General features: G+C 71.2%; 24 protein-coding genes and 1 tRNA gene. 13 read left to right on the forward strand and 12 right to left on the reverse strand.

Annotated features, from left to right (window positions below):
• Positions 1-62 precede the first annotated feature (62 nt).
• From HZS55_RS18260 to HZS55_RS18285, 6 genes are all read right to left on the reverse strand, one after another.
• Entirely contained in the window at positions 63-830 is a 768-nt protein-coding gene (locus HZS55_RS18260) for a Nif3-like dinuclear metal center hexameric protein (RefSeq protein WP_179908989.1), read from the reverse strand.
• An 83-nt stretch (positions 831-913) separates the two neighbouring features.
• Complete coding sequence (locus tag HZS55_RS18265) at positions 914-1936, reverse strand: hypothetical protein (RefSeq protein WP_179908990.1); 1023 nt, start codon at positions 1934-1936, stop codon at positions 914-916.
• Between the two features lie 54 nt (positions 1937-1990).
• A complete protein-coding gene (gene speB / locus HZS55_RS18270) occupies positions 1991-2797 on the reverse strand; it encodes an agmatinase (RefSeq protein WP_179908991.1) in 807 nt (268 codons plus the stop codon).
• A 12-nt stretch (positions 2798-2809) separates the two neighbouring features.
• The gene (locus HZS55_RS18275; protein ID WP_179908992.1) at positions 2810-3187 is read right to left on the reverse strand and encodes a translation initiation factor IF-5A; all 378 of its coding nucleotides are present in this window, start codon (positions 3185-3187) and stop codon (positions 2810-2812) included.
• 98 nt (positions 3188-3285) lie between these two features.
• Positions 3286-4947 (reverse strand): ABC1 kinase family protein, encoded by a 1662-nt coding sequence (locus tag HZS55_RS18280; protein WP_179908993.1) that lies wholly within the window; start codon positions 4945-4947, stop codon positions 3286-3288.
• 7 nt (positions 4948-4954) lie between these two features.
• Complete coding sequence (locus tag HZS55_RS18285) at positions 4955-5308, reverse strand: Hsp20/alpha crystallin family protein (protein WP_179908994.1); 354 nt, start codon at positions 5306-5308, stop codon at positions 4955-4957.
• A gap of 165 nt (positions 5309-5473) precedes the next feature.
• Here HZS55_RS18285 and HZS55_RS18290 point away from each other — a divergent pair, with 165 nt between their 5' ends.
• From HZS55_RS18290 to HZS55_RS18305, 4 genes are all read left to right on the forward strand, one after another.
• Positions 5474-6715: a molybdopterin-binding protein gene (locus tag HZS55_RS18290; protein WP_179908995.1), complete on the forward strand. Its 1242-nt coding sequence runs from the start codon at positions 5474-5476 to the stop codon at positions 6713-6715.
• On the forward strand, positions 6712-8745 hold the full coding sequence (locus HZS55_RS18295; protein WP_179908996.1) for a molybdopterin biosynthesis protein: 2034 nt from the start codon (positions 6712-6714) through the stop codon (positions 8743-8745). Before HZS55_RS18290 ends, HZS55_RS18295 begins: the two co-directional genes overlap by 4 nt.
• A gap of 68 nt (positions 8746-8813) precedes the next feature.
• Entirely contained in the window at positions 8814-9644 is an 831-nt protein-coding gene (locus HZS55_RS18300) for an inositol monophosphatase family protein (protein ID WP_179908997.1), read from the forward strand.
• Between the two features lie 201 nt (positions 9645-9845).
• Entirely contained in the window at positions 9846-10979 is a 1134-nt protein-coding gene (locus HZS55_RS18305) for a DUF63 family protein (protein WP_179908998.1), read from the forward strand.
• Between the two features lie 94 nt (positions 10980-11073).
• Here the strand turns inward: HZS55_RS18305 and HZS55_RS18310 are convergent, their stop codons facing one another.
• The 3 genes from HZS55_RS18310 to tbsP form a co-directional block, all read right to left on the reverse strand.
• Positions 11074-11229 (reverse strand): hypothetical protein, encoded by a 156-nt coding sequence (locus HZS55_RS18310; protein WP_179908999.1) that lies wholly within the window; start codon positions 11227-11229, stop codon positions 11074-11076.
• 176 nt (positions 11230-11405) lie between these two features.
• Complete coding sequence (locus HZS55_RS18315; protein ID WP_179909000.1) at positions 11406-13145, reverse strand: YcaO-like family protein; 1740 nt, start codon at positions 13143-13145, stop codon at positions 11406-11408.
• 97 nt (positions 13146-13242) lie between these two features.
• On the reverse strand, positions 13243-14058 hold the full coding sequence (gene tbsP, locus HZS55_RS18320) for a transcriptional regulator TbsP (protein ID WP_179909001.1): 816 nt from the start codon (positions 14056-14058) through the stop codon (positions 13243-13245).
• A gap of 215 nt (positions 14059-14273) precedes the next feature.
• Here tbsP and glyA point away from each other — a divergent pair, with 215 nt between their 5' ends.
• The 7 genes from glyA (at position 14274) to lwrS (ending at position 20253) form a co-directional block, all read left to right on the forward strand.
• The gene (gene glyA, locus HZS55_RS18325) at positions 14274-15548 is read left to right on the forward strand and encodes a serine hydroxymethyltransferase (protein ID WP_179909002.1); all 1275 of its coding nucleotides are present in this window, start codon (positions 14274-14276) and stop codon (positions 15546-15548) included.
• 75 nt (positions 15549-15623) lie between these two features.
• Positions 15624-16274, forward strand: coding sequence for a hypothetical protein (locus HZS55_RS18330; protein WP_179909003.1), 651 nt, complete (start codon positions 15624-15626; stop codon positions 16272-16274).
• A gap of 110 nt (positions 16275-16384) precedes the next feature.
• Complete coding sequence (gene ahbB / locus HZS55_RS18335; protein WP_179909004.1) at positions 16385-17440, forward strand: siroheme decarboxylase subunit beta; 1056 nt, start codon at positions 16385-16387, stop codon at positions 17438-17440.
• Between the two features lie 37 nt (positions 17441-17477).
• Positions 17478-18125 carry a precorrin-2 dehydrogenase/sirohydrochlorin ferrochelatase family protein gene (locus tag HZS55_RS18340; protein WP_179909005.1) on the forward strand — a complete coding sequence of 216 codons (648 nt, stop codon included), beginning with the start codon at positions 17478-17480 and terminating at the stop codon, positions 18123-18125.
• Positions 18122-19450 carry a glutamyl-tRNA reductase gene (hemA, locus tag HZS55_RS18345; RefSeq protein WP_179909006.1) on the forward strand — a complete coding sequence of 443 codons (1329 nt, stop codon included), beginning with the start codon at positions 18122-18124 and terminating at the stop codon, positions 19448-19450. Before HZS55_RS18340 ends, hemA begins: the two co-directional genes overlap by 4 nt.
• A 115-nt stretch (positions 19451-19565) precedes the next feature.
• Complete coding sequence (locus tag HZS55_RS18350; protein ID WP_006883938.1) at positions 19566-19841, forward strand: 4a-hydroxytetrahydrobiopterin dehydratase; 276 nt, start codon at positions 19566-19568, stop codon at positions 19839-19841.
• 1 nt (position 19842) lies between these two features.
• Positions 19843-20253, forward strand: coding sequence for an LWR-salt protein (lwrS, locus tag HZS55_RS18355; RefSeq protein WP_179909007.1), 411 nt, complete (start codon positions 19843-19845; stop codon positions 20251-20253).
• Positions 20254-20275: 22 nt separating this feature from the next.
• Here lwrS and HZS55_RS18360 read toward each other — a convergent pair whose 3' ends face one another.
• Positions 20276-20962 carry a YIP1 family protein gene (locus tag HZS55_RS18360; protein WP_179909008.1) on the reverse strand — a complete coding sequence of 229 codons (687 nt, stop codon included), beginning with the start codon at positions 20960-20962 and terminating at the stop codon, positions 20276-20278.
• A gap of 137 nt (positions 20963-21099) precedes the next feature.
• Here HZS55_RS18360 and HZS55_RS18365 point away from each other — a divergent pair, with 137 nt between their 5' ends.
• Positions 21100-21732 (forward strand): HAD family hydrolase, encoded by a 633-nt coding sequence (locus HZS55_RS18365; protein ID WP_179909009.1) that lies wholly within the window; start codon positions 21100-21102, stop codon positions 21730-21732.
• 81 nt (positions 21733-21813) lie between these two features.
• Here the strand turns inward: HZS55_RS18365 and HZS55_RS18370 are convergent, their stop codons facing one another.
• Together HZS55_RS18370 and HZS55_RS18375 are read right to left on the reverse strand one after the other, a co-directional pair.
• Positions 21814-22014: a hypothetical protein gene (locus HZS55_RS18370; RefSeq protein ID WP_179909010.1), complete on the reverse strand. Its 201-nt coding sequence runs from the start codon at positions 22012-22014 to the stop codon at positions 21814-21816.
• A gap of 336 nt (positions 22015-22350) precedes the next feature.
• Positions 22351-22434: transfer RNA gene (locus HZS55_RS18375), tRNA-Leu, on the reverse strand.
• A gap of 217 nt (positions 22435-22651) precedes the next feature.
• On the opposite strand from HZS55_RS18375, the gene HZS55_RS18380 reads away from it, so the two are divergent.
• Positions 22652-23749, forward strand: a complete 1098-nt coding sequence (locus HZS55_RS18380; protein ID WP_246308298.1) for a S1C family serine protease — start codon at positions 22652-22654, stop codon at positions 23747-23749.
• Positions 23750-23787: the final 38 nt, after the last annotated feature.

Raw genomic sequence — 23787 nt, forward strand, 5'->3', positions numbered from 1 at the left:
TCCGCGGCGACGACCTCGGCCCCGTCCGGCGAGGCCGCTCCGACGCGACTCGAGATGCGCGTTCAGAGGCCGGTCGGGTGGTCGACGTAGGTCGTCTCCAGACCCCACTCCGCGGCGAGGTCACGCAGGGCGCGGACACCGAAGGTCTCGGTGGCGTAGTGACCGGCGAGATATACGTTGAGCCCCGCCTCGCGGGCTTCGTGGTAGACGCGGTGTTTGCCCTCGCCGACGACGAACGCGTCGGCGTCGGTCTCGACGGCCTCGTCGAGCCAGTCTGCCCCGGCGCCGGTCACGACCGCCACGTCCTCGACGGTCTCGGGGCCGAAGTCGAGCACGGGGACGGGCCGCCCGCCGGTGTCGAGTTCGGCCGTCAGCGTCTCGGCGAGGTCGTCCCGGTCGACGGGGGATTCGAGTCGACCCCGCTGTCCGATCGTCACGGGGCCGAGTTCGCCGAACGGCTCGCGGTCGACGAGGCCGAGCGTGTCGGCGACGCCGGCGGCGTTGCCGAGGTCGGGGTGCCCGTCGAGCGGCAGGTGCGCGGCGTACAGCGCCACGTCGTGTTCGACCAGCGGCGCGACGCGGCCGTACTCGGTGCCGGTCACGCGCTCGATGCCGCCCCAGGACACCCCGTGGTGGACGACGAGCACGTCCGCGTCGCGCTCCGCGGCGACCTCGATCGTCGCCTCGACGGCGTCGACGGCGAACGCGACGGTCTCGACGGGTTTCTCGTCGGGGCCGACCTGCAGTCCGTTCGGGCTGGCGTCCACGTCGGCGTAGTCGTCGAGCGCCAGTCGCTCGCCGTACCGTTCGCACAGCGTCGAGAGGTCCATGGCTCGCGGTTCGCCGGACGGGACTGTAGTGGTTGCGGCTGCTCTCGACCGGCGAGACCCGGGGCCGGACGGGACCCGGCGACTCAGGCGTCGCCGGCGTAGAGCTGGCCGTTCTCCTCGCGCAGGAGGTCGTGCTCGACGGCCAGGTCGATCACCTTCTCGCAGTCGCTCTGGGAGACCTGGTAGGCGTTGGCCGCGACGGTGACGAACTCCGCCTTGTCGACGGGAAACTCCCGGTTCTCCAGCAGCCGCATCACCTTGGTGTTCTCCAGGCGGCTCATCGAGACGCGGTGCTCGCCGTCGCCGCCCGAACCCGACGCGTCACCGTCGTCGGCCCCGGTGCTCGACTGCTCGGCGGACCCGCCGTCCGACGCACTCCCGCTCGACTGCTCGGCGGACCCGCCGTCCGACGCACTCCCGCTCGACTGTCCGCCGGACCCGGACTCGTCGGCCCCGCCCCGGGCCGACTCGTCGGTCGAGCCGCCGGCCAGCGGGTCATCCGAGTCGTCGCCCGACGAGGCCGAGCCGCCGGCGGGAGCGTCCTCGTCGTCCTCGAACGCGCCGCCCGTGAGCGACCCCGTCTCGGAGGGGCCGTCGTCCTCCTTACGGAACCCCGCGCCGCGCGAGCGGGTGTACTTGCGCGCCTTCGACGGGCCGTCGCCGTCGTCCGACTCGTCCTCGGAATCGGGCTCCTCGCCGGCCGCGCGGTCGTCGCCGAACTCCATCTCCGAGGCCTCGGCGGCCTCCTCGGCGCTCGGCTCCTCGTCGCCCAGCGGCGTCAGGATCTCCTCGTCGTCGCCGAGCGTCGACTCGATGTCCCCCTGGGAGGTGTCCCCCGAAGCCGCCGAGTTTCCCGAACCCGCCGAGTCCCCCGAACCCGCCGACTCGTCCGGCCCGCTGGCGGCGGCCACGTCGCCGGCGTTCGCCTCGACGGCGTCGACGACGGTGTCGAGGACGGCGTCGAGCTTCCGCTGACAGGTACGACAGAGGACGACCGTCTTCTGGGCGTCGGTCCCGGGGTGGAGCGCCGACGGGACGACGGGGTGCTCTTCGAGCGTGGCGTCCAGCGCGGCGCCACAGAAGTAACATGACGAGAGTCGGTCCATGCCTCCACCCTGTATCTCGGCCGACGTAAAACAGTCGGTGCGACCCCCCGCCCCCTATCGATCCGCCGCGTGACTGTAGACGAACGCCCGCAGGAGTTTCGCCGCCAGCACCGCCGCCTGGCCGTCGTCGCGGTCGTTGACCTCGACCACGTCGAACCCCGCCGCGTGCGGGGCGACCTCGCGGACGACGCGCCGTCCCTCCCTCGGTTCGATCCCGAACGGCTCCTTGGTTCCGGTCCCGGGCGCGTAGGCCGGGTCGAACCCGTCGATGTCGACGCTGAGATAGGCCGACTCGTCGGCGTCGAAGTCGGGCTCCCAGTCGGCCACGTCCGCGGGGTCGACGACCGTCACGTCCGCCTCGCTCGCTCGCTCCCACTCGGCCTCGCTCCCGGTGCGCGCGCCGAGGACCACGGCCCGGTCGGCGACGTCGAGGGCGTGGCGGGTCACCGTCGCGTGGCTGAGCGGGTCACCGGCGTAGGACTCCCGCAGGTCGAGATGGGCGTCGAGACAGACGAACACGTCAGGGTCGGCGGCGCGGACGCCGGCGACGGTCACGGTGTGCTCGCCGCCGACGAGCAGCGGGACGGCCCCCTCCTCACGGAGGTCCCCGCAGGTCCCGCGGAGGTAGGTGAGATACTCCTCGGTGTCGGCGGTGGGACCGATGTCGCCGTGGTCGTAGACGCTCAGCTCGGAGAAGTGCCGGTCGGTACGGTGGTCGTAGTCGTCGAAGGCCTCGGCGTAGCGGCGGACGCGGTCCGGGCCGAACCTGGCGCCGGGCTCGAACGAGGTGGAGGCGTCGAGCGGTGCGCCGACGAGCGCGTACGCTGCGTCGGCCCGCGCGGCGGCCGCGCCGGGGAACATTCTACTCGGGCCTCAGACGATCTTGCGCTGGGACTCCATCTCGAGGTACTCGATCTCGTCGTCGGGTTCCATCGAGACGCCGTCGGGGAGCGCGAGCGTGAAGGTGTCGAACGTCTCCAGGTCCATGACCTGCGCCTCGTCGCCGCCGGAGGTCGAGACGACCTGCCCCTGCTTGCGGTTGATGATCGGGACGCGGATCTTCGCGTCGACCGGCTGCGAGAGGTTTCGCTTCTTGCCGTCGAAGACGCCCTCGGCCTCGACGCGGGCCTTCGCACTGCCGTGTTTGCCGGGTTTGGCCGTACTGTATGCGTTGATCGTGCAGGGCACGTCGTCGATCATGACGTAGCTGCCCTCGTCCAGATCGCGGACCTCGACCTGCTTCGTTGCCATACCGCGCCGTAAACGAGCGACCGGTATAAACGGTACGGAACGGCTCCGACCCGGAAATCCGGGCGGTTCGACCCCGCGGTAAAACCTCCGAGCCGTCGCTACCGCTCGCGGTCGCCCTCGCGCATGCTCTGTCGAGTGAACTGCGGCTGGGCGCGGATCCCCTCGCGGTCGCGGAAGGAGAGAAACAGGAGCAGCCCCACGAGGACCGTGAAGCCGACCGCGACGGCGGCGGCGACGAACTGCTCGAAGGCGACGAGGACCGCCGAGGAGAAGACGGCGCTGGCCAGCACCATCCCGTAGATGAGCCGCTTGGCGATCCGGTCGAGGAGCCTCTGTGAGTCCCGGATGTCGACCTCGACCCGCAGGTCCTCGTTGACGGCCTGGTCGAGCGCCTCCTCCAGTTTCGGCGGCGTCCGGACGGCCGATTTCGCGGCCTCCTGGACCTCGTCGGCGCGGTCCTGGACGTACTCGCGAGCCGTGTCGGCGAGGAAGCCCTGCTCGCGGAGATACCCCGTGGCCACGTCGATGAAGTCGAAGTCCGGGTCGAGCGTGACACAGACCCCTTCGACGACGGTCGCCACTCGGAGGACGAGCGCGAGGTTGGCCGGCAGGCGGAACGGGAAGTCGTAGATGGTGTCCTCGACCTGCTGGACGATCTGCTGGACGCGGTACTGCTCGATGTCCTCGCCGCGGGCGTCGGCGATGGCGAGTTCGAGCACGTCGGCCATCACCTTGCGGTCGGCCTCCGGACTGAGCGTCCCCATCTCGACGAGCGTGTCGAGGATCGCCTGGATGTCCTGGTCGGCGACGGCGATGTAGAAATCGACGATCTTGTCCTGGATGAACGGGTCGACGTAGCCGCTCATGCCGAAGTCGTAGAAGACGAGCGTCCCGTCGTCCTGCACCGCGAGGTTGCCGGGGTGGGGGTCGGCGTGGAAGACGCCGTCCTCGATGATCATCTGGAGGTACGCCTCCTGGAGGGTCTCGGCCAGCTCCGTCCGGTCGAGCCGGCGGTCGTCCAGCTCCTCGATGTCGGTGATCTTCGTCCCGGGGACGTACTCCATCGCGAGCACCCGCTTCGTCGAGCGGGTCTCGTCGACCTCTGGGATCCGGATCCGCGAGTCGTCGGCGAAGTTCTCGCGGATCTCGGTCAGCATCTCCGCCTCGCGGCCGTAGTCCATCTCCTCGCGGATCGTCTTGTCGAACTCGTCGGCGAGCGTCTGCAGGGAGAACGAGCGCGACTCGTCGACGAAGTACATCAGGATCGGCAGCGACCAGCGGATCACCCGCAGGTCCGACTCGATGAGGTCTTTCACCCCCGGCCGACGTACCTTCACCGCCACCTCGCCGTTCTCGGTCGTCGCGTAGTACACCTGGCCGAGGCTGGCCCCGCTGATGGCCTCGGTGTCGAACTCGTCGAAGGTCTCGTCGACCGGCCCGACTTCGTCCTCCAGCACCTCGCGGGCCCGCTCCCAGTCGGCCGGCGGGACGCGGTCCTGTAGCTCCTCGAGTTCCTCGATGTACTCCGGCGGGAGCACGTCCGGCCGCGTCGAGAGCAGCTGGCCGAGCTTGATGAACGTCGGCCCGAGCGTCAGGAGCGTGTCGAGGAGGACCCGCGCTCGCTCGCGACGGGTCTCGGCGGAGACCGTTCGGCTCCGGCCGAAGAGGAGGAACCGGTTGCGGTCCCGCGTGTACGCGACCAGGAGCGGCAGGAACTGCCACGTGACGACGACGAACCGCCAGTAGGCGCGTAGGTTCACGTGAAGTTCAGTCGTCGATCGGTATCTGCGTCTCCGGCGCGGCCTCCGCCTTCGGCAGTTCGAGTTCGAGGACGCCCCGGTCGATCGAACCGGAGGCGCCCGCGCCGGTCACGCCCGGCGGGAGCGGGAGTTCGACGTCGAGAAACAGCGACCGCTCCTCCGAGACGTAGTCGAACTCGGCGGGAACCGCCTTCTCGCGGCGTGCCTCGATGCGCAGGCGACTGCCCTCGACGGCCGCGTCGACCGTCTCGTCGGTCGCGCCCGGCAGGTCCAGTACCAGCAGGTACGCGTCGTCGCTCTCCAGCACGTCAGCGAACACCGCGTCGGGCAGGTCCCGGAGCGCATCACGCAACGTTGACATGAGCGGGGCTAAGGATGCGACGGCGTTAAACCCCGCGGTCGCACCCGCCCGACTGCGTCGGACCGCGACCCCGGGCGGGCGGTCGCGGGAGTCGGGCGGCCCGCTCGTCCGGCCGCCGAACGGCGACGCCCGACCGCTTATTGGCCGGGCGCCGAAACCACCGATATGGACGAACGACGCCGGTCGACGGCGGACCCGCCCGCGCTCGCGACGGTCCGCGAGCGCCTCGACGAACACCTCGCCCCGGTCGACCGGACCGAGACGCTGCCGGTCAGCACCGCGGTCGGCCGCACGCTCGCCGCGTCCGTCGCCGCCCGTCGTCCCGTCCCCGGCTTCGACGGGGCCGCCCGCGACGGCTTCGCGGTCCGCGCCGACGACACCGACGGCGCGACCGAGCGCGACCCCGCTGTGTTCGCCGTCGGGAGCGATATCGACGCGAACGCGGCCGTCCGCGTCGACGCCGGACGGCCGCTCCCCGACGGCGCGACGGCCGTGGTCGGGACCGAATCGGTCGCCGCTCCGGAGACGGACTCGGCGACCGCCGACGGCGCCGGCCTGTCGGTCACCGATCCGGTCGAACCCGGCGAGGGCGTCCGGTCGACCGGGGCGGACGTGGCGGCCAAGGAGACGGTGCTGAGAGCGGGCGACCGGATCGGTCCGTCGGACCCGGCGCTCTGCACCGCGGTCGGGCGAACGCGCGTCGAGGTCCGCCAGCGGCCGACGGTCGGGATCGTCCCGGTCGGCGGCGGCCTCACCGGTGGAGACCCCGGACCCGGCGAGGTCGTCGAGACCGACGGGACGACCGTCGCCGAGTTCGTCGAGCGGGCCGGCGGGAAGGTCGTCCTCCGCGACCCGGTCGAGCCGGAGCCCTACGCGCTCCGGCCGGCCGTCGAGCGCGACCTGACGAAGGACCTGCTCGTGACGGTCGGCGGGACCGGCGCCGGCGAGTCCGACCGGATCGTCGACGCGGTCGACGGGCTGGGCGAGGTGTTCGTCGACGGCGTCGCGGTCGAACCCGCGGAGACGGCGGCGCTGAGCGTCGTCCGCGAGCGCCCCGTCCTCTCGATCCCCGGCGACCCCGTCGCGGCGTTCGTCGCGACGACGCGGCTGGTCGCCCCCGCGGTCGCCCGACTGGCCGAGCGCGAACCGCCCGAGCCGCGGACCGTGGCCGCCGAACTCGCCGGTCCGGTCGAGAGCGAGTCCGGTGTCGAGTCGGTCGTCCCGGTCGCGCTCGACGGTGACGGCGGAGACGGGGCCGAAACCGCGGCTGCGGTCGCGTCCACGGTGAGGGACGAACCGCTGTCGACGCTCGCGCGGGCGGACGGCTGGGTCGCGGTCGCGCCCGAACGCGAACGGCTGGCCGCGGGCGAAACGGTTTCCGTCGAGCGCTGGGAGGCGTCGGTATGAGCGACCGCAAGGAGTTCCGCGACCTGGCCGACCCCGAGCGCGCCCGGGAGGTGGTCGCCTCGCTGGACCTGTCGGCGGGGAGCGAGCGCGTGGCCCTCGAAGACGCCCGCGGCCGGGTCCTCGCCGAGCGGGTCGACGCGGCGCTGGACGTGCCCGGATTCGACCGCGCCGCGATGGACGGCTACGCCGTGCGAGCGCCCGACACGTACGGCGCGAGCGAGGCGCGGCGCGCCTCGACGGCGAGCGGTGGAACCGCGAGCGACGCAGAGCCCGTCACCCTCCCGGTCGTCGGGAGCGTCCACGCCGGCGAGACGCCCGGCGTGGCACTCGACGAGGGTGAAGCCGCCGAGATATCGACCGGCGCCGTCATGCCCGAGGGCGCCGACGCCGTCGTGATCGTCGAGCGGACCGAGGAACTGACTGCCCCATCCGGTGGGGAGGGCGCCGACGGTGAGGAGAGCGACGAAACGGACCGCCGCGTCCGTATCGAGACGGCCGTCACCCCCGGCGAGAACGTCATGCTCGCCGGCGCGGACATCGCGGCGGGCGAGCGGGCGCTCGGTCCGGGCACGGAGTTGACCCCCCGCGAGATCGGTCTGCTGTCGGCCCTGGGCGTCGACGAGGTGCCGGTCCGGGCGACGCCGCGGGTCGCCATCGTCTCGACCGGCGACGAACTCGTCCGGCCCGGCGAGGACCTGGACCACCGGGCCGGCCAGATCCACGACGTGAACAGCTACGCCGTGGCGACCGCCGTCGAGGAGGCCGGCGGCGAGCCTGTCGTCTACCCCCACGTCGGCGACGACACGGACGCGATGGAGGAGACGCTCCTCGACGCGGCCGCCGACTGCGACCTCGTGTTGACCTCGGGGTCGACCAGCGCCAGCGCCGTCGACGTGGTGTATCGGGTCATCGAGGACCAGGGCGAACTGCTGTTGCACGGCGTCGCCATAAAGCCCGGCAAGCCGATGATCGTCGGTCGGATCGGTGGCGACCCCGGCGCCGGGAGCGACGCCGGGGACGGGAACGACGGCGCCGCCTACGTCGGTCTGCCGGGCTACCCGGTGTCGGCGCTGACCATCTTCCGCACGTTCGTCGCGCCGGCGATCCGGTCGTCCGCGGGGATCCCCGAGCCGCGAACCGCTCGCGTCGACGGGCGGATGGCGGTCACCGAGCGCACCGAGGAGGGTCGCCGACGCCTGCTCGCGGTCGGGCTGGTCGAGGACGAGGCGGGCGAGACGCTCGTCTACCCCGTCGACAAGGGCAGCGGCGCGACGACGACGCTCACCGCGGCCGACGGCGTCGTCGACGTGCCCGCGGACACGAACCGCCTCTCGGCCGGGGAGAAGGTGACCGTCGACCTGTTCTCGCCGGACGTGCGCCCGCCGACGCTGCTGGGCGTCGGCGAGGACGACCCGGCACTGTCGCGGCTGCTCGACCGACTGGAGCGGCCGCGGTATCTCGCTCGCGGCTCCCGCGGCGGACTGCGCGAGCTGCGCGATGGGCTCCCCGACGTGGCCGTCGTCGCCGGCCCCTTCGACGCCGACGAGGAGGGTATCGCGGACGCGGCGGAACTGGGCGGCTGGTCCCGCGAGTGGGGGCTGGTCGTCCCCGACGGGAACCCGGAGGGCGTGACGGGACTCGCGGATCTGGTCGACCGGGAGCTGTCGTTCGTCAACCGCGGGACCGAGTCGGGACTGCGGACGAGCCTCTCGAACGCGCTGGCCGACCTGGCCGACGGGCGCGGGGTCGACCGGCGGACGGTCACGGAGTCGATTTCGGGGTTCGACCGCGCCGCGCGAGCCTTCGAGAGCCCCGCCAGGTCGGTGGCCGCCGGCGACGCCGACGCGGGGCTGGGGTTGCGCGCGACGGCCGCGAAGCTCGGGCTCGGATTCGTCCCCGTCGGGTCCCAGCCCGTTCGGGTGCTGGCTAACCCCGACCGACTGGAGACGGCGAGCGTGCGGGAACTGGACGGGCTGCTGGCGGACGCGTCACCGGTGCTGGACGGACTCGACGGGTTCGATCGCCGGTGAGGGCGGTACACGAGAGCGGAAGCGGACGCATCACAGCGCATTTCTCCGCGGAGCCCGGACACCGGACCGTGACCGACGCACACAGACGCGTGGCGGTGGCCGAGCGGGCGGCGCGGGCGGGCGGCGCCGTCGCTCGGCAGGCGTTTCGCGGTGACCTGGCGGTCGAGACGAAAGCGGACAAGAACGACCTGGTGACCGAATCCGACCGGGACGCCCAGCGACAGGTCGTCTCGACGCTGCGCGCGGAGTTCCCGAACGACGCGATCGTCGGCGAAGAGGAGGCGGTGCCGATGGGGCCGGCCGGCGAGGAGACGGAGATCCTGTCGGACGTCCCCGAGAGCGGGGACACGTGGGTCGTCGACCCGATCGACGGGACGGCGAACTTCGCGCGCGGCCTGCGCACCTGGGGGACCGCGGTCGCGGCGGTGGCCGGCGGCGATCTGGCTGCGGCGGCCGTCTACCTGCCGGCGACCGAGGACATGTACGCCGCGGGGGCCGAGACGGGCACCCGCAACGGGTCGGCGCTGTCGGTCAGCGACCGGACCGACCCGGAGACGTTCGCGGTCGCGCCCGTCGGCCGCTTCGAGCGCGGGAGCGGCGACGAGCTGGGCGCCATCGCCGAGTCGGTCGTCGACGACCTGGGCGACTTCCGGCGGTTCGGCAGCATGCAGGCGACGCTGTCGTTCGTCGCGAGCGGCGAGCTCGACGCCGCCTTCTCGACGTACACGCCCGATCCGTGGGACTCGCTGGCCGGGATCCACCTCGTCCGGCGGGCCGGCGGGACGGTCACGGATCTGGCGGGCGAGCCGTGGACCCGGGACAGCGAGGGGATCGTCGCGAGCAACGGCGAGGCCCACGAGGCGGTTCGCGCGGTCGCGCGAGCGGCCGAGTCGGGGTAGCGAGCCGGCCGGCGGTCGTGTCGTCGGCTCGCCAACGCATCTCGCGGGTCACTTCGTTCCCCGCTCGTCAGTTCCGTGCCCTCCCTCCGTCTGCTCACGGGCGGCTTCGCCGCCCGTTCGCGTGGTACGAGGGACCTCCGGTCCCTCGCTGCTCGGCCACGCACCGGAAAGCTAAACAGCGTGACGCGCGGGATACCGGCCATGGAAAACGAGCGGGTCCTGACGGAGCGGACCTGGCTGGGTGCGTTCGTCGCGCTCGTGGCGGCGCTCGCGGTCGGGTCCGTCGTCGCCACCGAGCGCGTCTACGACCGGTTCATCTGGCGGTACTTCTGGGGGCCGATCTACTCGGACGCCAACAACGCCCGCTGTGCCGCCCTGTCCGGCGACGGGATCGAACTGCTGGGCACGGACGCGGCCTGCCGGGCGGCGACCGGCGTCGTCGCCGAGACCGGCTACACGACCGTCTCGACGTTCGGCTACATGGCCGTGCTGGTGTTCATGCTCGGCGGGGTCTACCTGTTGCTCGACCGGCTGGACGTGGGCGGGGACAAGCGTCTGTTCCTCTCGCTGGTCCCGTTCATGCTGTCCGGCGGGGCGGTCCGGGTCGTCGAGGACGCGACCGACGCCGCGGTCGCCGCGGGCGTCGAACCGGTCGTCAGCTACCCGCTGAACGTGCTGTTCATCAGCCCGATCATCTACGTGACGGTGTTCCTGATCACGCTGGCGGCCCTGCTGGCGAGCATGTGGCTCGAAGCCCGGGAGATGGTCCGGAACCGCTACCGGGCCCTGGCCGGGTTCGGGATCGGGGTCCTCGCGCTCACGCTGGCGTACCTCTTCTTCGTCGCCTTCACCCGCGAGTACGTCTCCGTCTACCCGCAGATCCTGCTCGTCGACGTGGGGCTGGCGTCCGTGCTCGCCTACCTCCTGTACGTCGGCGCCGACCGCTACGAGCCCGCGATCAACGCGGGGACTGGCATCGTCGGCCTGGGGATCCTCTGGGCGCACGCGATCGACGGCGTGGCCAACGTCGTCGCGGCCGACTGGCTGCCCGAGCTGGGCCACCCGATCGAGGCCTACGGCGCGAAACACGTCGCCAACCGGGCGATCATCGACGTCACCCAGGCGATCCAGCCGGCGTCGCTGTCCGCGGTGATCGGGACCTCCTGGCCGTTCCTGTTCGTGAAACTCGCCGTCGCGCTGGGGATCGTGTGGCTGTTCGACGAGCGGATCTTCGACGAGAGCCCGCGCTACGCCGTGCTCTTGCTCGTCGCGGCGGCGGCCGTCGGGCTCGGCCCGGGGACCCGGGACATCCTCCGGGTCACGTTCGCGATCTGAGCCCCGAACCGCCGAAGTCGCGACTCGTTGGCCCGCCGACGAGCGGGCGCGGTCGCTACCGATCCTATCGAAAACCGACGGAGAATCCCGGCCGTCAGACCGTTTCGAGCGCCGACTCGGGGTAGTAACGGCTCCCACACGTCGGGCACTCGGCCACGGTCACCTCGCCGCCCGTCGCGGGCGACGCCACGCTCGTTCGCACCAGTTTCTGGTCGCAGTCTGTACACGGGAGGTCGAACTCGGATACCATGATACGCTCCTCTGACGGTCCGCTTCGGGCCTGCAGAAGCGACGCCAGGTGCCGTGTGAACGATGCGCACCCGACGGCATAAATTCTCGCATTAGTCGGTTTCGTTGCATATTCCGCGCCGTCGGTGGGTTACAAAAATCGGGTCGGGCGATGGAGTCCGCGCGGGATCCGACCCGTCAGGGGTACGGGTGGTGGTCGCGGTCGAGGGCGGGTTCGAAGCCCATGTCGGCGGGGACCGAGCGGGCGCGCTCGCCGAAGTACGGGTCGCCGAAGAACAGAGGCTGGGCGGTCGGGACGACGACGCGGACGGCCTCGAAGCCGAGGCGCCCCACGTCGCGGGTCGTCGTCCGGGCGGCGTAGGCTGAACAGCCGGCGTCGACGACCCGGTCGAGGACGGCGTCGAGGTGAGCGCCGCCCTCGGGGACGGTCTCGGGGCCGACGGAGGCGGCGTCGACGGTCGTCTCGGGGCTGACGAACGCGTCGACGACCGGCGGGCGGTCGGCGTAGTGGCCGATGGCACCGTCGGTCTCGGCGGCGCCCTCGCGGCCCATCCCGTCGAGTTCGACCCAGTTCTGGACGGCCTCGGCCAGCGCGTCGCGGGCGGCCCGGCCGGCGTCGAGGTCGGCGGCCGTTCCGAGCGCGAGCGCCGGCCACTGCTCGCGGGTGACGGCGACCGCGACGACGGGCACGTCCACGTCCTGCGTGAGCAGGAGCGCGGTCGCCTCGAGCCCTTCCGCGCCGGCGCGGGCGGCCAGGCGCTCGTAGCCCGGGTCGGCCACGTCCAGTCCGAGCGGCTCGTACGTCGAGTACCAGGCGATGGTGGTCGCGTCGCGCTCGACGACCTCGTACAGCCCCGACAGCAGCGCCTCGACCGAGGAGTTCCCGAGACCGAGCCCGGTGGTGACGGCCGGCCGGATCGTCCGCTCGGGCGGCGGGTAGTGGACCGCCTCGGCGGGCAGGGAGACCGGCCGCTCCGTGACCAGGTCCGTCCCGGGGACCCACGGGCGCTCGGCCCGGTCGCCGCCGGCGTCGACGCCGCCGTCACCGTTCCCGACCCAGCTCTCGGGACGGACGAACTCGGAGGGGGCGACGGCGTCCGCGAGATCGGTCGCGGCGGCGGCTTTGAACTCCCGGCCGTGGTAGACGCCGGCGCAGTACCGTTCGTAGGCCTCGCCGAGCGCCTTCATGAACGCGGCGTCCCAGCCGGGGTCGACGCCGGCCGCCTGCCGCGAAGCGGTCGCGTCCGCGAACGCGCCGGTGTCGCAGATTTGGGCGAGGTAGTACGGCGCCGGGTAGGACTCGGCCTCGCCGACCTGCTGGACGACGCCGACGCGGTCGTCGAGCCCGCGTTCGGCCCGCGAGAGCGACCGCTCCACGTCGCGGTCGAGGTGACCGCGGTCGAGGACGCTGTCCCGGCCCTCGCCGCACTCACAGCCCGGCACCGGGAGGAACTCCCGCTCGGTGTGTGGGAGTTCGATCGCGGTTCCGAGCGGGTCGGCCTCGGCGGGGTCGAGCAACTGGACGGCCCGGCGGCCGGCGACGGCGCCGGCGAAGCGGACGGTCGCGTCGGCGGGCGCGGCCGTCGGGTCGGCGTCGGGGTCGGCGTTCGACTCGACGCGGGCGGCGAGACACCGGTAGCACGCGCCTTCCGGGTCGAACGCCGCGACGGCGGCGTCGACGACCGGTACGCCGCCGATCCCGCCGAGTTCGACCGCGACCCAGGGGACGCCCGCCTCGCGGGCGCGGCCGTTCGCTCGCTCGAACGTCGCCGCGCCGGCCCGGTCGACCACCACGGCCAGCCGCGTCCCGGGGTCGAACGCCGCGCTCTCGGGCCGATCGAGCGGTTCGTCCGCGTCGCCCAGCGCCGCCGCGACCGCGTCGGCGGCGGGGCCGGATCCGACGAGTTCGACTGTCATGCCAGCCCGGAGGGGGCGACGGGTAGAAAAGCCCGGGGACTCGTCCGGCCGCGCCGGTCCGCGGGCTGCCCCCGGGCCGGCGCGCTCGCGGCGACGCTCACTCGTCCAGTCGATTCTGGGCGACCGTCCCCAGTTCCGGCAGGTCGAGGTCGCGCACGTCCTCGGCCAGCCGGAGCCGCAGGCGCGGTCGGCCCACGTCGATGGGCACCTTCTCCGTGGTGACGAGGCCGCTGTCCTCGAGGCGGGTCTTCATCCGCGAGAAGGTGGCCTTGCTCGCCAGGCCCACGTCCTCGCCCCACTTGCTCATGTCGTAGAGCAACTGGCCGTTGCGCGCGGCGACCAGCAGTGCGATGGCGACCTCGCCCAGTCCCTCGCCGTCGCCCTTCGCGACCGTCAGCGAGTCGAGCAGGCCGTCGAAGTCCTCGGCGGTGTCGGCGCCGATGTCGGCCGCCAGCGTCTCGCGGACCGCCGACAGCGGGGGCGTCCGCAGCGAGTACGCCTCGGCGTCGGTCCACTCGCGCTCGTAGCGCCCGCGCATGTCCTCGACGAAGGCGTCGTCGGTGGTCGTCAGGCCGCCGACCCGGTCGCCGGCCTCGACCAGCGAGACGACCGCCGACTCGGTCACCAGCAGCGACGCCTCGGGGGCGTCCGCCAGCACCCGCAGCTCCAGGGTTCCGGCGTCGACGAGGTCGGCGGCGTGGCCGGCGACGATGAAGTCCGCGAGCACGTCCTTGATCGGGTCGCCGGGCGCGAGCAACCGAACGGTCGGCCGCGTCTCCACCTCGTGCAGCCCGAATATCAGCTCGGAGATAGTCTCCCGCGTCGGGTTGACCGCGTAGACGACGCCGCTACTGTCCCGAAAGACGCCCGCCAGAACGGCACCCACGTCGGCTTCGAGAAAGTTCGAACTCATCTGATAGCTATGGTATTTCGCATTATCACACTTAATTTTACCGCCAGAACTCGTTGAATCGACCCGAAGGGACTCCCAGGCCGACGATACGTCGCGGTCCCGTCCGGGAAGGAGTGAGGCCCGGGTTCGGGGCGTCCAGCGGGACCGCCGGCGCGGTCCCGGTCGCTCGCCGAAAAGGTAGATTATTGACGGGGCGTCGCCGACACTCATGTACCATGAACTACGACACGGTCCGATCGGTTGACCCGGCGGTCGCGGACGCACTGGAGGCGGAGGTCGACCGCCAGGGCGACACACTGGCGATGATCGCGAGCGAGAACCACGTCAGCGAGGCGGTGCTCGAAGCCCAGAGCTCGGTGCTGACGAACAAGTACGCCGAGGGCTACCCCGGTTCGCGCTACTACGGCGGCTGCGAGCACGCCGACACCGTCGAACAGCTCGCCATCGACCGCGCGAAGGAGCTGTGGGGCGCCGAGTACGTCAACGTCCAGCCCCACTCCGGTTCGCAGGCCAACATGGCCGTCTACACCGCCGTGCTCGAACCGGGCGACAAGATCCTCTCGCTGGACCTGACCCACGGCGGCCACCTCAGCCACGGCCACCCCAAGAACTTCGCCGGGCAGGTGTACGAGGTCGAGAACTACGAGGTCGACGAAGAGACCGGCCGCCTCGACTTCGAGGAGATCCGCGCCCACGCCGAGGAGTTCGAGCCGGACATGATCGTCTCGGGCTTCTCCGCGTACCCGCGCGAGGTCCAGTGGGACGAGTTCCAGGCCGTCGCCGACGACGTGGACGCCTACCACCTGGCCGACATCGCGCACATCACCGGGCTGGTCGCCGCCGGCGTCCACGACTCGCCGGTCGGCGTCGCCGACTTCGTCACCGGCTCGACGCACAAGACCATCCGCGCCGGCCGCGGCGGCATCGTCATGGCCGACGAGGAGTACGGCGACGCCGTCGACTCGGCGATCATCCCCGGCACGCAGGGCGGCCCGCTCATGCACAACATCGCCGGCAAGGCCGTCGGCTTCAAGGAGGCGCTCCAGCCCCACTTCGAGGAGTACGCCGAGCAGACCATCGCCAACGCGCAGGCGCTGGCCGACCACCTGCAGGAACACGGCTTCTCGCTGGTCTCGGGCGGCACCGACAACCACCTCGTGCTCGTCGACCTCCGCGACTCCCACCCCGACGTGACCGGTAAGGAGGCCGAGGAAGCGCTCGAAGACGTGGGCATCGTCCTCAACGCGAACACGGTCCCGGGCGAGACCCGCTCGCCGTTCGTGGCCTCGGGCATCCGCGCGGGCACGCCCGCGCTGACGACTCGCGGCTTCGACGAGGACGCCACCGAGACGGTCGGCCACTGCATCGCCGAGGTCATCGACAACCCCGACGACGAGGACGTCAAGGCGGAGGTCGCCGAGATCGTCGCCGGTCTCTGCGAGGAGTACCCGCTGTACGGCGAGGACAGCGACGGGCTCGTCTTCGAGTAGTCGACACAGCGGGCCTGTGATCCGGCCCCGCCAGAGCGCCGTATACTTTTCAGCGAGGCGACCGGACGAGCGACCATGAGCGACAGCGTCGACGACGCCCGCCGAACCGCCCTCCGCCTGACAGGACTCGTCGTCGCCGGCACCGGTCTCTCGGGCTGTCTCGACGACTCGGGAGGCTCCGGGAGCGCGGATACGACTGATGAGCCCGGCGGTCCGGCTGGCGGGTCGGACGGCGACGACGACGGAGCGGGCGGGACCGACGCAGTGGACGACGCGGAGGCGACCGAGGAGACGGAAACGAAGACGGGGACGGAGACGACCGATCGCAGTGGCGACACCGGAACGAGCGAGTCGGACCTCGACCTCCGGGAGGCCAACGTCACCGCCGCCGAGTTCGAGTCGTCGGACGGTGCCTATCGCTTCTCGGTCACGCTCTACCACGACGACGACGGCGAGGGCGGCTACGCGAACTGGTGGCAAGTCGAAGATCTGGACGGCGAGCGACTAGGTCGGCGGGATCTCGCACACCCCCACTCGACGGACCCGTTCACCCGTTCTGAGACTATCGAGGTTCCAGCGGGGGTCGCGTGCGTGGTCGTCCGCAGGCACGACCAGACCCACGAGTACGGCGGGCGGGCGATGGTCGTCGACCTCGATAGCGGCGAGACGCGTGCCGTCGATCAGGGGACGGACCCTGAATCGTTCGACGAGCGCGACTGTCCCTGACTGTCGGGTGCGAGCGGTCGTGGCGACCGGCGGCGGGCGTGCGTCACCGCTTCACCCGGGAACCTGCCGTAGACGGGCCGTTTATACGGATCCGTTCCCGAGTATCCGGTATGACCGATCTGGACGCGACCGACCGAGCGATCCTCAACGCCTATCAGGGCGGGTTCCCGGTCGTCGCGGACCCCTACGAGCCGGCGGCCGCCGCGCTGGCCGACCACGGCGTGGACGTGACTGCCGAGGAGTTACACGACCGTCTCTCCCGTCTCGACGAGGAGGGCGTCCTCACGCGCTTCGGCGCGCTGATAAACGCCGAAGCCATCGGCGGCACGGCGACGCTCGTCGCGATGCACGCGCCCGAGGAGCGCTTCGACGAAGTGGCCGAGCAGGTCAACGCTCACACCGAAGTCGCGCACAACTACGAGCGCGAACACCCGCACCTCAACATGTGGTTCGTCGTCAGCGTCGCCGACGAGGCCCGCGTCGACGAGGTGCTCGCCGAGATCGAGGACGAGACCGGCCAGGAGACGTACAACCTCCCCAAACAGCGGGAGTTCCACGTCGGCGCGAAGTTCCCCGTCGAGGGACCGCTCGAAGACAGCGACGGCGGGATCGACCTTTCGGACCTGGGCCCCGAGGTGGAACCGACCGACCGCGACAGCCTCACTCCTCGCGAGCGGGACCTCGTCGTCGAGATCCAGGGCGGCCTCCCGACGACGCGAACCCCCTACGGAGACGTGGCCGACGCGCTCGGCGAGGACGTCGAGTGGGTGCTCTCGACGGTCAAGCGCTTCGACGCCGAAGGGAAGGTCCGCCGCGTGGGCGCCGTTCCGAACCACTACTCGCTGGGCTACTCCGAGAACGGGATGACCGTCTGGGACGTGCCCGACGAGGTGGTCGACGAGGTCGGTGAGGAGATCGCCGCGTTCGACTTCGTGACCCACTGCTACCGGCGACCCCGCCACGAGGGGGTCTGGTCGTACAACTTCTTCGCGATGACCCACGGCCGCGGCGAGGCCGAAAGCGAGGCCCGCGTCGAGCAGGTCCGCGAGGCGATGGCCGACCACTGGGACGTGACCGACGAGGACTGGGACACCCTGTTCTCGACGGGGATCCTGAAGAAGACGGGCATCCGCATCGAGGAACGCGCCGACGCCAACACGGCCTGAGCGCCGCCAACCGATACGATACACCGAGACGAAACCCGTGATCCCACTGCTCCACGACTTCGACGGCGAGACGGTGCTGGTGTTCGGCGGCGGCCGCGTCGGCGCCCGCAAGGCGAGGCGCTTCGCCCGCGAGGCGCGCGTGGTCGTCGTGAGTCCGACCTTCGCCGAGGCGGACTTCGGCGACGCGGAACTGGTCCGCGAGGCGCCCGAGCCGGCGGACGTGCCCGACTGGTTCGACCGGACCGACCCCGCGCTGGCGGTCGCGGCGACCGACCGCGAGGCGCTGAACGAACGCGTCGAGCGAGCGGCGCGCGAGCGCGGGACGCTCGTGAACCGGGCCGACGAGCACGGCGAGCGCGACCCCGGAAGCGTCGTCGTTCCCGCGACGGTTCGGGACGACCCGGTGGTCGCGGCGGTGGCGACCGGCGGTGCGAGTCCGGCGCTGAGCCGCCTGTTGCGCCAGCGGATCGAGACCGAGATCGCCGACGCGGGCGCGATGGCGGAGCTGACCGGCGAGATCCGGGCGCAGTTGCAGGCCGAGGCGGTCGATCCGGCCCTCCGCAGGGAGGCGGTGCGGGCGGTCGTGCGGTCGGACGCGGTTTGGAAGGCTTTAGATAGTGGGACACCGAAGGCTCGACAAGTGGCAGCGGACGTGATCTCGGACGTGACAGGTGAGACAGCGTGACGGTCGGCACGGGCGTCATCTCGGGTGCCAGCGTCGACATCGACCGCGCGACGGTCGACGAACTCGAAGCGGCGACCGTCGAGAGCCAGCGCGCGGGCGTCGAGCGCCTGCTGTCGGTGCCCGCCGTCGAGGAGGCGTACGTCCTCCAGACGTGCAACCGCGTCGAGGCCTACGTCGTCACCGGCGACGGCCACGACGGCCGCGCGGCGCTGGCCGCCTTCTTCGAGGGCGTCCCCGGAGACGTGCTGGTCGAACTCGGCCACGAGGAGAGCCTGCGCCACCTCATGCGCGTGGCCGCGGGCCTCGAATCGCTGGTCGTCGGCGAGGACCAGATCCTCGGCCAGGTCGGCGACGCCTACGAGGACGCCCGCGCGGCCGGCGGCGTCGGTCGCCTACTCGAAGAGGGCGTCACCAAAGCGATCCACGTCGGCGAGCGCGCCCGCACCGAGACGGCCATCAACGAGGGGTCGGTCTCGCTGGCGAGCGCGGCCGTCACGCTCGCCGACGAGGAGGTCGGCGTCGACGACGCCGAGGCGCTTGTCGTCGGCGCGGGCGAGATGGGGCGGCTCGCCGCCCAGTCGCTCGCGACGCGAGTCGGCCACCTCTACGTCGCCAACCGCACCGTCGAACGGGCCGAACACCTCGCCGAGACGCTCGACGCCGACGCGACCGTCGTCGAACTGGGCGACCTCGACGAGACCGTCGAGCGCGCTGCGGTTGTCGTCACCGCCACCGGGAGCACCGACTACGTCTTCGAGAAGTCGACCGTCTCGGACACGGGCGAGACGTTCGTCGTCGACATCGCCCAGCCCCGCGACGTGCAGCCGACCGTCACCGAACTCCCCGACGTGACCGTCCGCGACCTCGACGCCCTGCAGACGGTCACCGACGAGAACCGCGCCCAGCGCGCGGAGGCGGCCACCGCCGTCGAGGAGATGATCGACGTGGAGTTCGAGCACTTGCTCGCCCAGTACAAGCGCAAGCGGGCCGACCGCGTCATCTCGGCGATGTACGAGAGCGCCGAGCGCGTCAAGGCCCAGGAGGTCGAGACCGCCCTCGACAAGGGCGACTTCGACGAGAGCCAGCGCGAGGTCATCGAGGCGATGGCCGACGCCGTCGTCAACCAGTTGCTCGCCGCGCCGACCAAGAGCCTGCGGGACGCCGCCGAGGAGGACGACTGGTCGACCATCAACACCGCGCTCCAGCTGTTCGACCCCGAGTTCGGCGGCGAGTCCGACAGTGAAACGGCCGACGGCGACGAGATCCCGAAACACCTCCGCGACCAGATGGCCGACGCCGTCTTCGACCAGCTGGGCGACGACTAGTAGTCAATTTTCGTCACGTCCGTGTCTCTGAGTACGAGGTCCGAGTTCAAACGACGGTATCGACCTCCCCCTCCTCGGCCGAACTTTCATGCGGGTACCGCCCCACCCTCTCCACATGGCAGACCTGCTATCCGACGAGGAGATCGAGGCGCAGCTACCCGACGAGTGGGAGCGCGACGGCGACGAGATCGTCCGGACATACGAGTTCGACGCCTACCTCGACGGCGTCGGCTTCGCCGCGGGCGCGGGCGGCGTCGCTCAGGACGCCTTCCACCACCCGGAGATGACCATCGGCTGGCGCGAGGTCGAGGTGCGGCTGACGACCCACGACGAGGGCGGTATCACGGACAAGGATGTCGAACTCGCCGAGCGGTTCGACGACCTGCGCTGAGATGGCCCGGGACGAGGGCGGGGCGACGGACTCGCCGGCCGCGGCCTACGTCTTCCGGGTGACGGTGCGGATCGACCCCGAGGTCGAGGGCGTCTGGACCGAACCGGACACCTTCGAGACGACGGTGGTCCGGGCGGCCGACTCGCCGGGAGATCCGGGGTGGCTGTACTTCCGGGACAATCTCTGGCGTGGCGAGTGCGGCGACGAGGCCCATATGCGCGCGGTCGCCGAAGACGCCCTCGGGATGCCGGTCGACGCGATCGACTTCCGGGAGCTGCGGACGACGCAGGCGTATCTGGACGACCTGCGGGCGGCGATGGCCGACGACCTGGTGGAGTTCAACGCCGAGACGGTCGACGCGGCGCTCTCGAAGTACCTCGGGAGTTCGATCCACGTCACCGACGACATCTGACCCGAGCACCGGCGGCTCGGCCTCAGACGAGTCCGAGCGCGCGACCGGCGAGCGCGGCCAACGTCCCGACGGCGTTGAGCGACGCGAGCGCGCCGGGGAGGGCGACGGCGACCGACGCCTGCCGGCGGGTGAGGTCGCGGCCGTACTTCGCCGCCAGAACCCACAGATACACCATCCAGAGGGTGAAGAACGGACGGACGGCGGTGGCGGCCAAACGGGTCGGGTGGCCGACGACTTCACCCCGGACCCACTCCTGCAGCGCGGCCTCGGTGGCGAACTCGGGGGCGTCGAGGAAGACGGCGGCCATCGTCACGGCCCGGAGCGCCGTCGGGACGAGCGTCGGGACGAACGTCCATCCGACGAACCCGAGGAGGCGACGGAACGAGCCTTCGCCGTCGAAGTACAGCGAGACGAGGTACGCGACGACGGCGACCGCGACCCACAGCGCGAAGTAGAGCGCGCCCGTGGCCCACAGCGAGAGGACGATGTCCCGCGGCGCGGAGACGCGCTGGCCGCCCGAGGCGTAGACGATCGACGCCGCGTCGCCGGCGGTCACCACGTCGCCGACCGCCTGCAGGATGACGACCGTCCCGGCCAGCGCCAGCAGCGCGTGGGCGACGACCACGGCGGCCGGCCCGGCCAGCGAGTCGTCGTCCTGCCGGGCGGCGAAGAAGCCGTCCGGGTCGGTCACCAGCGTCCGCAGACTCATCGTACGTGCCAGGTCTCGGGCCTCCGGGGCTTAAATCCGCCCGGTCCGTCTGCTACCTGGAGTCCGACTCGGTCCGGACGCCGTGGTGGGGCCGCCAGAAGGTACTTATCGCTCAGCGGCCTACGGGCGGGATCCCGATGGCCCGCGACCCTTACGATTTCTGGCTGTTCGACCTCGACGGCACCGTCGTCGACGTCGTCCCCGAATACCCCCGAGAGGTCGTCGCCGAGATCGGGGACCGACTGGGCCACGCCTTCACCGACCGCGAGGCCGAGCTGCTGTGGTACGGCGTCGGCGGCGCCCGCGAGGAGGTCTTCGCCGACCGCACGCTCACGCCCGACCGGTTCTGGGAGACCTTCCACGAGGTCGAGGACCCCCGCGCCCGCGCCGAGTCCTCCTTCGTCTACGACGACGCCGCCGCGTTCGTCGGCGAACTCGACCGCCCGACCGGCCTCGTCACCCACTGTCAGTCCTATCTCACCGAGCCGCTACTGGAGTACCACGACATCACAGACTGGTTCGACACCGTCGTCTGCTGCGACGACGAGGTCGGCTGGAAGCCCGACCCGACGCCCGTCGAACTCGCGATAACCCGTCTCGGTGTCGGACACGACGGCGACCGAGGCGCCCTGGTCGGCGACGACCCCGACGACGTGGGCGCCGCCTGGAACGCGGGCCTCGACGCCGTTCACGTCGAACGCGTCGACCCGTTCGAGCGCGGTCAGTGCGTCCTCGGCGACCAGCGGATCGACGGGTTCGACGAGCTGTAGCGGATTTTCGGCCCGACCGGCAGATGCGTAGCTCTCGCCGGCCGTCGGCTTTCCGTTCAGCGACCGCTCGATACCGGACCGCTACTCCGCTCCCTGGGCGTCGTCGGCCATCTCCAGGATCGACTCGGCGATATCGCGCGCCTCCTCGGGCGTGTACAGCGTCTGATCGCCCCACGACTGGTCGATGCGTACGTAGCCGTCCCTGGCGTCGATATCGAAGAAAGCGGTGTGTTCCAGCGGCGGCACGTCGAGTGGATTGGTAGCCCTGTCGTCCGTTGCCATACCACACTATCGGTACCGGATTCTCATAAACCTGCCCCCGACGGACGGATTTCTGGACAGACCGTGCGCTCGGACGGAGATCGCGTGAGAAGTTTGCGAGGGAAGACCGCTCCAGCTCGCGGCGACCGTCGTCGCCGGTCGCGTCGAGGCCGTCGGCCGACGGCCTCGCACCGCGGACTTCCGCACTGGCGAGGGACCGCGTGGGTCCGTGCAGTGCGAGGGAAGGGATTTGAACCACGGAAAGACGGTCGGGCTCACTGCGTTCGCCCGCTGCGACTTTCCTGCTTCGAATCCCTTCGTGCATTCCGTCGCAGCGCGGACTGCGCTGCGCCGGCATGCGAGGGAAGGGATTTGAACCCTTGGACCCCTACGGGAGCGGATCTTGAGTCCGCCGCCGTTTCCAGGCTTGGCTACCCTCGCACGCACGCCGAGATTCGATCGAGGCGCTTGAATAGGCTACGGTCTCGCCGTCCCGCGGACCGCCGGCGCGACCGCCGAGTTATCGACCGCCTATCGACTCCCGCGCGTCGATTCGGAAAGTAATCGCTCCCAACTCCGGTCGCAACCGGGATTTGACCGCGCCAACGGGACGAAACGATTCGGGGTGTCTTCCGGAGGGCGAAGCAACGCAGGGACGATGCAACGGACAACGACAGCGATACTCGTGACGGTCCTGCTCGTCGCAGGCAGCGTCGGCGGCGTGATGGCACTCGCCCCGGGAGCGGCCCCGGTGGGCGACGCTCGACAGGAACAGTCGACCTGTGACTACCAGTCGCTGTTCGACGAGACGATCGACTCGGTCGTCTCCGTTCGGACGGGTTCCGGACAGGGCTCCGGGTTCGTCTACGACGCCGAGCACGCGAGCGACGCGAACGCGACCGGCGACACCTACGTCGTGACCAACGCCCACGTCGTCAGCGGCGCCTCCGAAGTGGAAGTGGAGTTCGACGAAGGCGAGTTCCGGTCCGGGTCGGTCGTCGGCCGCAGCGCCTACGCCGACCTCGCCGTGGTGAACGTCTCCGACGCACCCGCCGGGTCGACCGCGCTCTCGCTCGCCGATGACGACCCACAGCGCGGCGAGCGTGTCGCGGCGCTGGGCAACCCGCTCGGGCTCGAAGAGACCATCACCCACGGGATCGTCAGCGGCCTGAACCGAACGCTGCCGACCCAGCTCGGCTTCGAGATCCCCAACGTCGTTCAGACCGACGCACCGATCAGTCCCGGTAACTCCGGCGGCCCGCTGGTGAACTGCGACGGTGATGTCGTCGGCGTCAACACCGCCGGGATCGCCCAGCAGGGCGCCGAGAACATCGGCTTCGCCGTCTCCTCGTCGGTCGTCGATCGCGTCGTCCCCGAACTCGTCGCCGACGGCGAGTTCGACTACCCCTTCATCGGCGTCCGGACGACCCCCGTCACGCCCGCGGTCGCCGACGCCAACGATCTCAACCGCACCGCCGGCCTCGCGGTCGTCTCCGTCCTGGAAGACGGCCCCTCGGCCGACGCGCTCCAGGGCGCGGCCGAAGTCGAGACCGCCGGCGACCGCCCCGTCCCCGTCGGCGGCGACGTGATCCTCGCTATCGACGGTCAGCAGCTGCGGAGTGGCGAAGCCCTCGGCACGTACCTCCTCACGGAGACCCAGCCCGGCGACACGGTGGATCTGACGATCCTCCGCGACGGCGAGGTCCGGCGCGTCCAGGTCACCGTCGGCGAGCGACCGGACCCGATAGCGGCCTGAACCGTCGGCGTTCGCCCGCGGGAGAGCCGCGCCAATGC

The sequence above is a fragment of the Halosimplex rubrum genome, assembly GCF_013415885.1.
Taxonomy (GTDB): Archaea; Halobacteriota; Halobacteria; order Halobacteriales; family Haloarculaceae; genus Halosimplex; species Halosimplex rubrum.

Bases quoted from the DNA above. Each gene is read 5' to 3' on its own strand.
- HZS55_RS18260 (WP_179908989.1), bottom strand. From the start codon at position 830: ATGGACCTCTCGACGCTGTGCGAACGGTACGGCGAGCGACTGGCGCTC.
- HZS55_RS18265 (WP_179908990.1), bottom strand. From the start codon at position 1,936: ATGGACCGACTCTCGTCATGTTACTTCTGTGGCGCCGCGCTGGACGCC.
- speB (WP_179908991.1), bottom strand. From the start codon at position 2,797: ATGTTCCCCGGCGCGGCCGCCGCGCGGGCCGACGCAGCGTACGCGCTC.
- HZS55_RS18275 (WP_179908992.1), bottom strand. From the start codon at position 3,187: ATGGCAACGAAGCAGGTCGAGGTCCGCGATCTGGACGAGGGCAGCTAC.
- HZS55_RS18285 (WP_179908994.1), bottom strand. From the start codon at position 5,308: ATGTCAACGTTGCGTGATGCGCTCCGGGACCTGCCCGACGCGGTGTTC.
- HZS55_RS18290 (WP_179908995.1), top strand. From the start codon at position 5,474: ATGGACGAACGACGCCGGTCGACGGCGGACCCGCCCGCGCTCGCGACG.
- HZS55_RS18295 (WP_179908996.1), top strand. From the start codon at position 6,712: ATGAGCGACCGCAAGGAGTTCCGCGACCTGGCCGACCCCGAGCGCGCC.
- HZS55_RS18305 (WP_179908998.1), top strand. From the start codon at position 9,846: ATGGAAAACGAGCGGGTCCTGACGGAGCGGACCTGGCTGGGTGCGTTC.
- HZS55_RS18310 (WP_179908999.1), bottom strand. From the start codon at position 11,229: ATGGTATCCGAGTTCGACCTCCCGTGTACAGACTGCGACCAGAAACTG.
- HZS55_RS18315 (WP_179909000.1), bottom strand. From the start codon at position 13,145: ATGACAGTCGAACTCGTCGGATCCGGCCCCGCCGCCGACGCGGTCGCG.
- tbsP (WP_179909001.1), bottom strand. From the start codon at position 14,058: ATGAGTTCGAACTTTCTCGAAGCCGACGTGGGTGCCGTTCTGGCGGGC.
- glyA (WP_179909002.1), top strand. From the start codon at position 14,274: ATGAACTACGACACGGTCCGATCGGTTGACCCGGCGGTCGCGGACGCA.
- HZS55_RS18330 (WP_179909003.1), top strand. From the start codon at position 15,624: ATGAGCGACAGCGTCGACGACGCCCGCCGAACCGCCCTCCGCCTGACA.
- ahbB (WP_179909004.1), top strand. From the start codon at position 16,385: ATGACCGATCTGGACGCGACCGACCGAGCGATCCTCAACGCCTATCAG.
- HZS55_RS18350 (WP_006883938.1), top strand. From the start codon at position 19,566: ATGGCAGACCTGCTATCCGACGAGGAGATCGAGGCGCAGCTACCCGAC.
- lwrS (WP_179909007.1), top strand. From the start codon at position 19,843: ATGGCCCGGGACGAGGGCGGGGCGACGGACTCGCCGGCCGCGGCCTAC.
- HZS55_RS18360 (WP_179909008.1), bottom strand. From the start codon at position 20,962: ATGAGTCTGCGGACGCTGGTGACCGACCCGGACGGCTTCTTCGCCGCC.
- HZS55_RS18365 (WP_179909009.1), top strand. From the start codon at position 21,100: ATGGCCCGCGACCCTTACGATTTCTGGCTGTTCGACCTCGACGGCACC.
- HZS55_RS18370 (WP_179909010.1), bottom strand. From the start codon at position 22,014: ATGGCAACGGACGACAGGGCTACCAATCCACTCGACGTGCCGCCGCTG.
- HZS55_RS18380 (WP_246308298.1), top strand. From the start codon at position 22,652: ATGCAACGGACAACGACAGCGATACTCGTGACGGTCCTGCTCGTCGCA.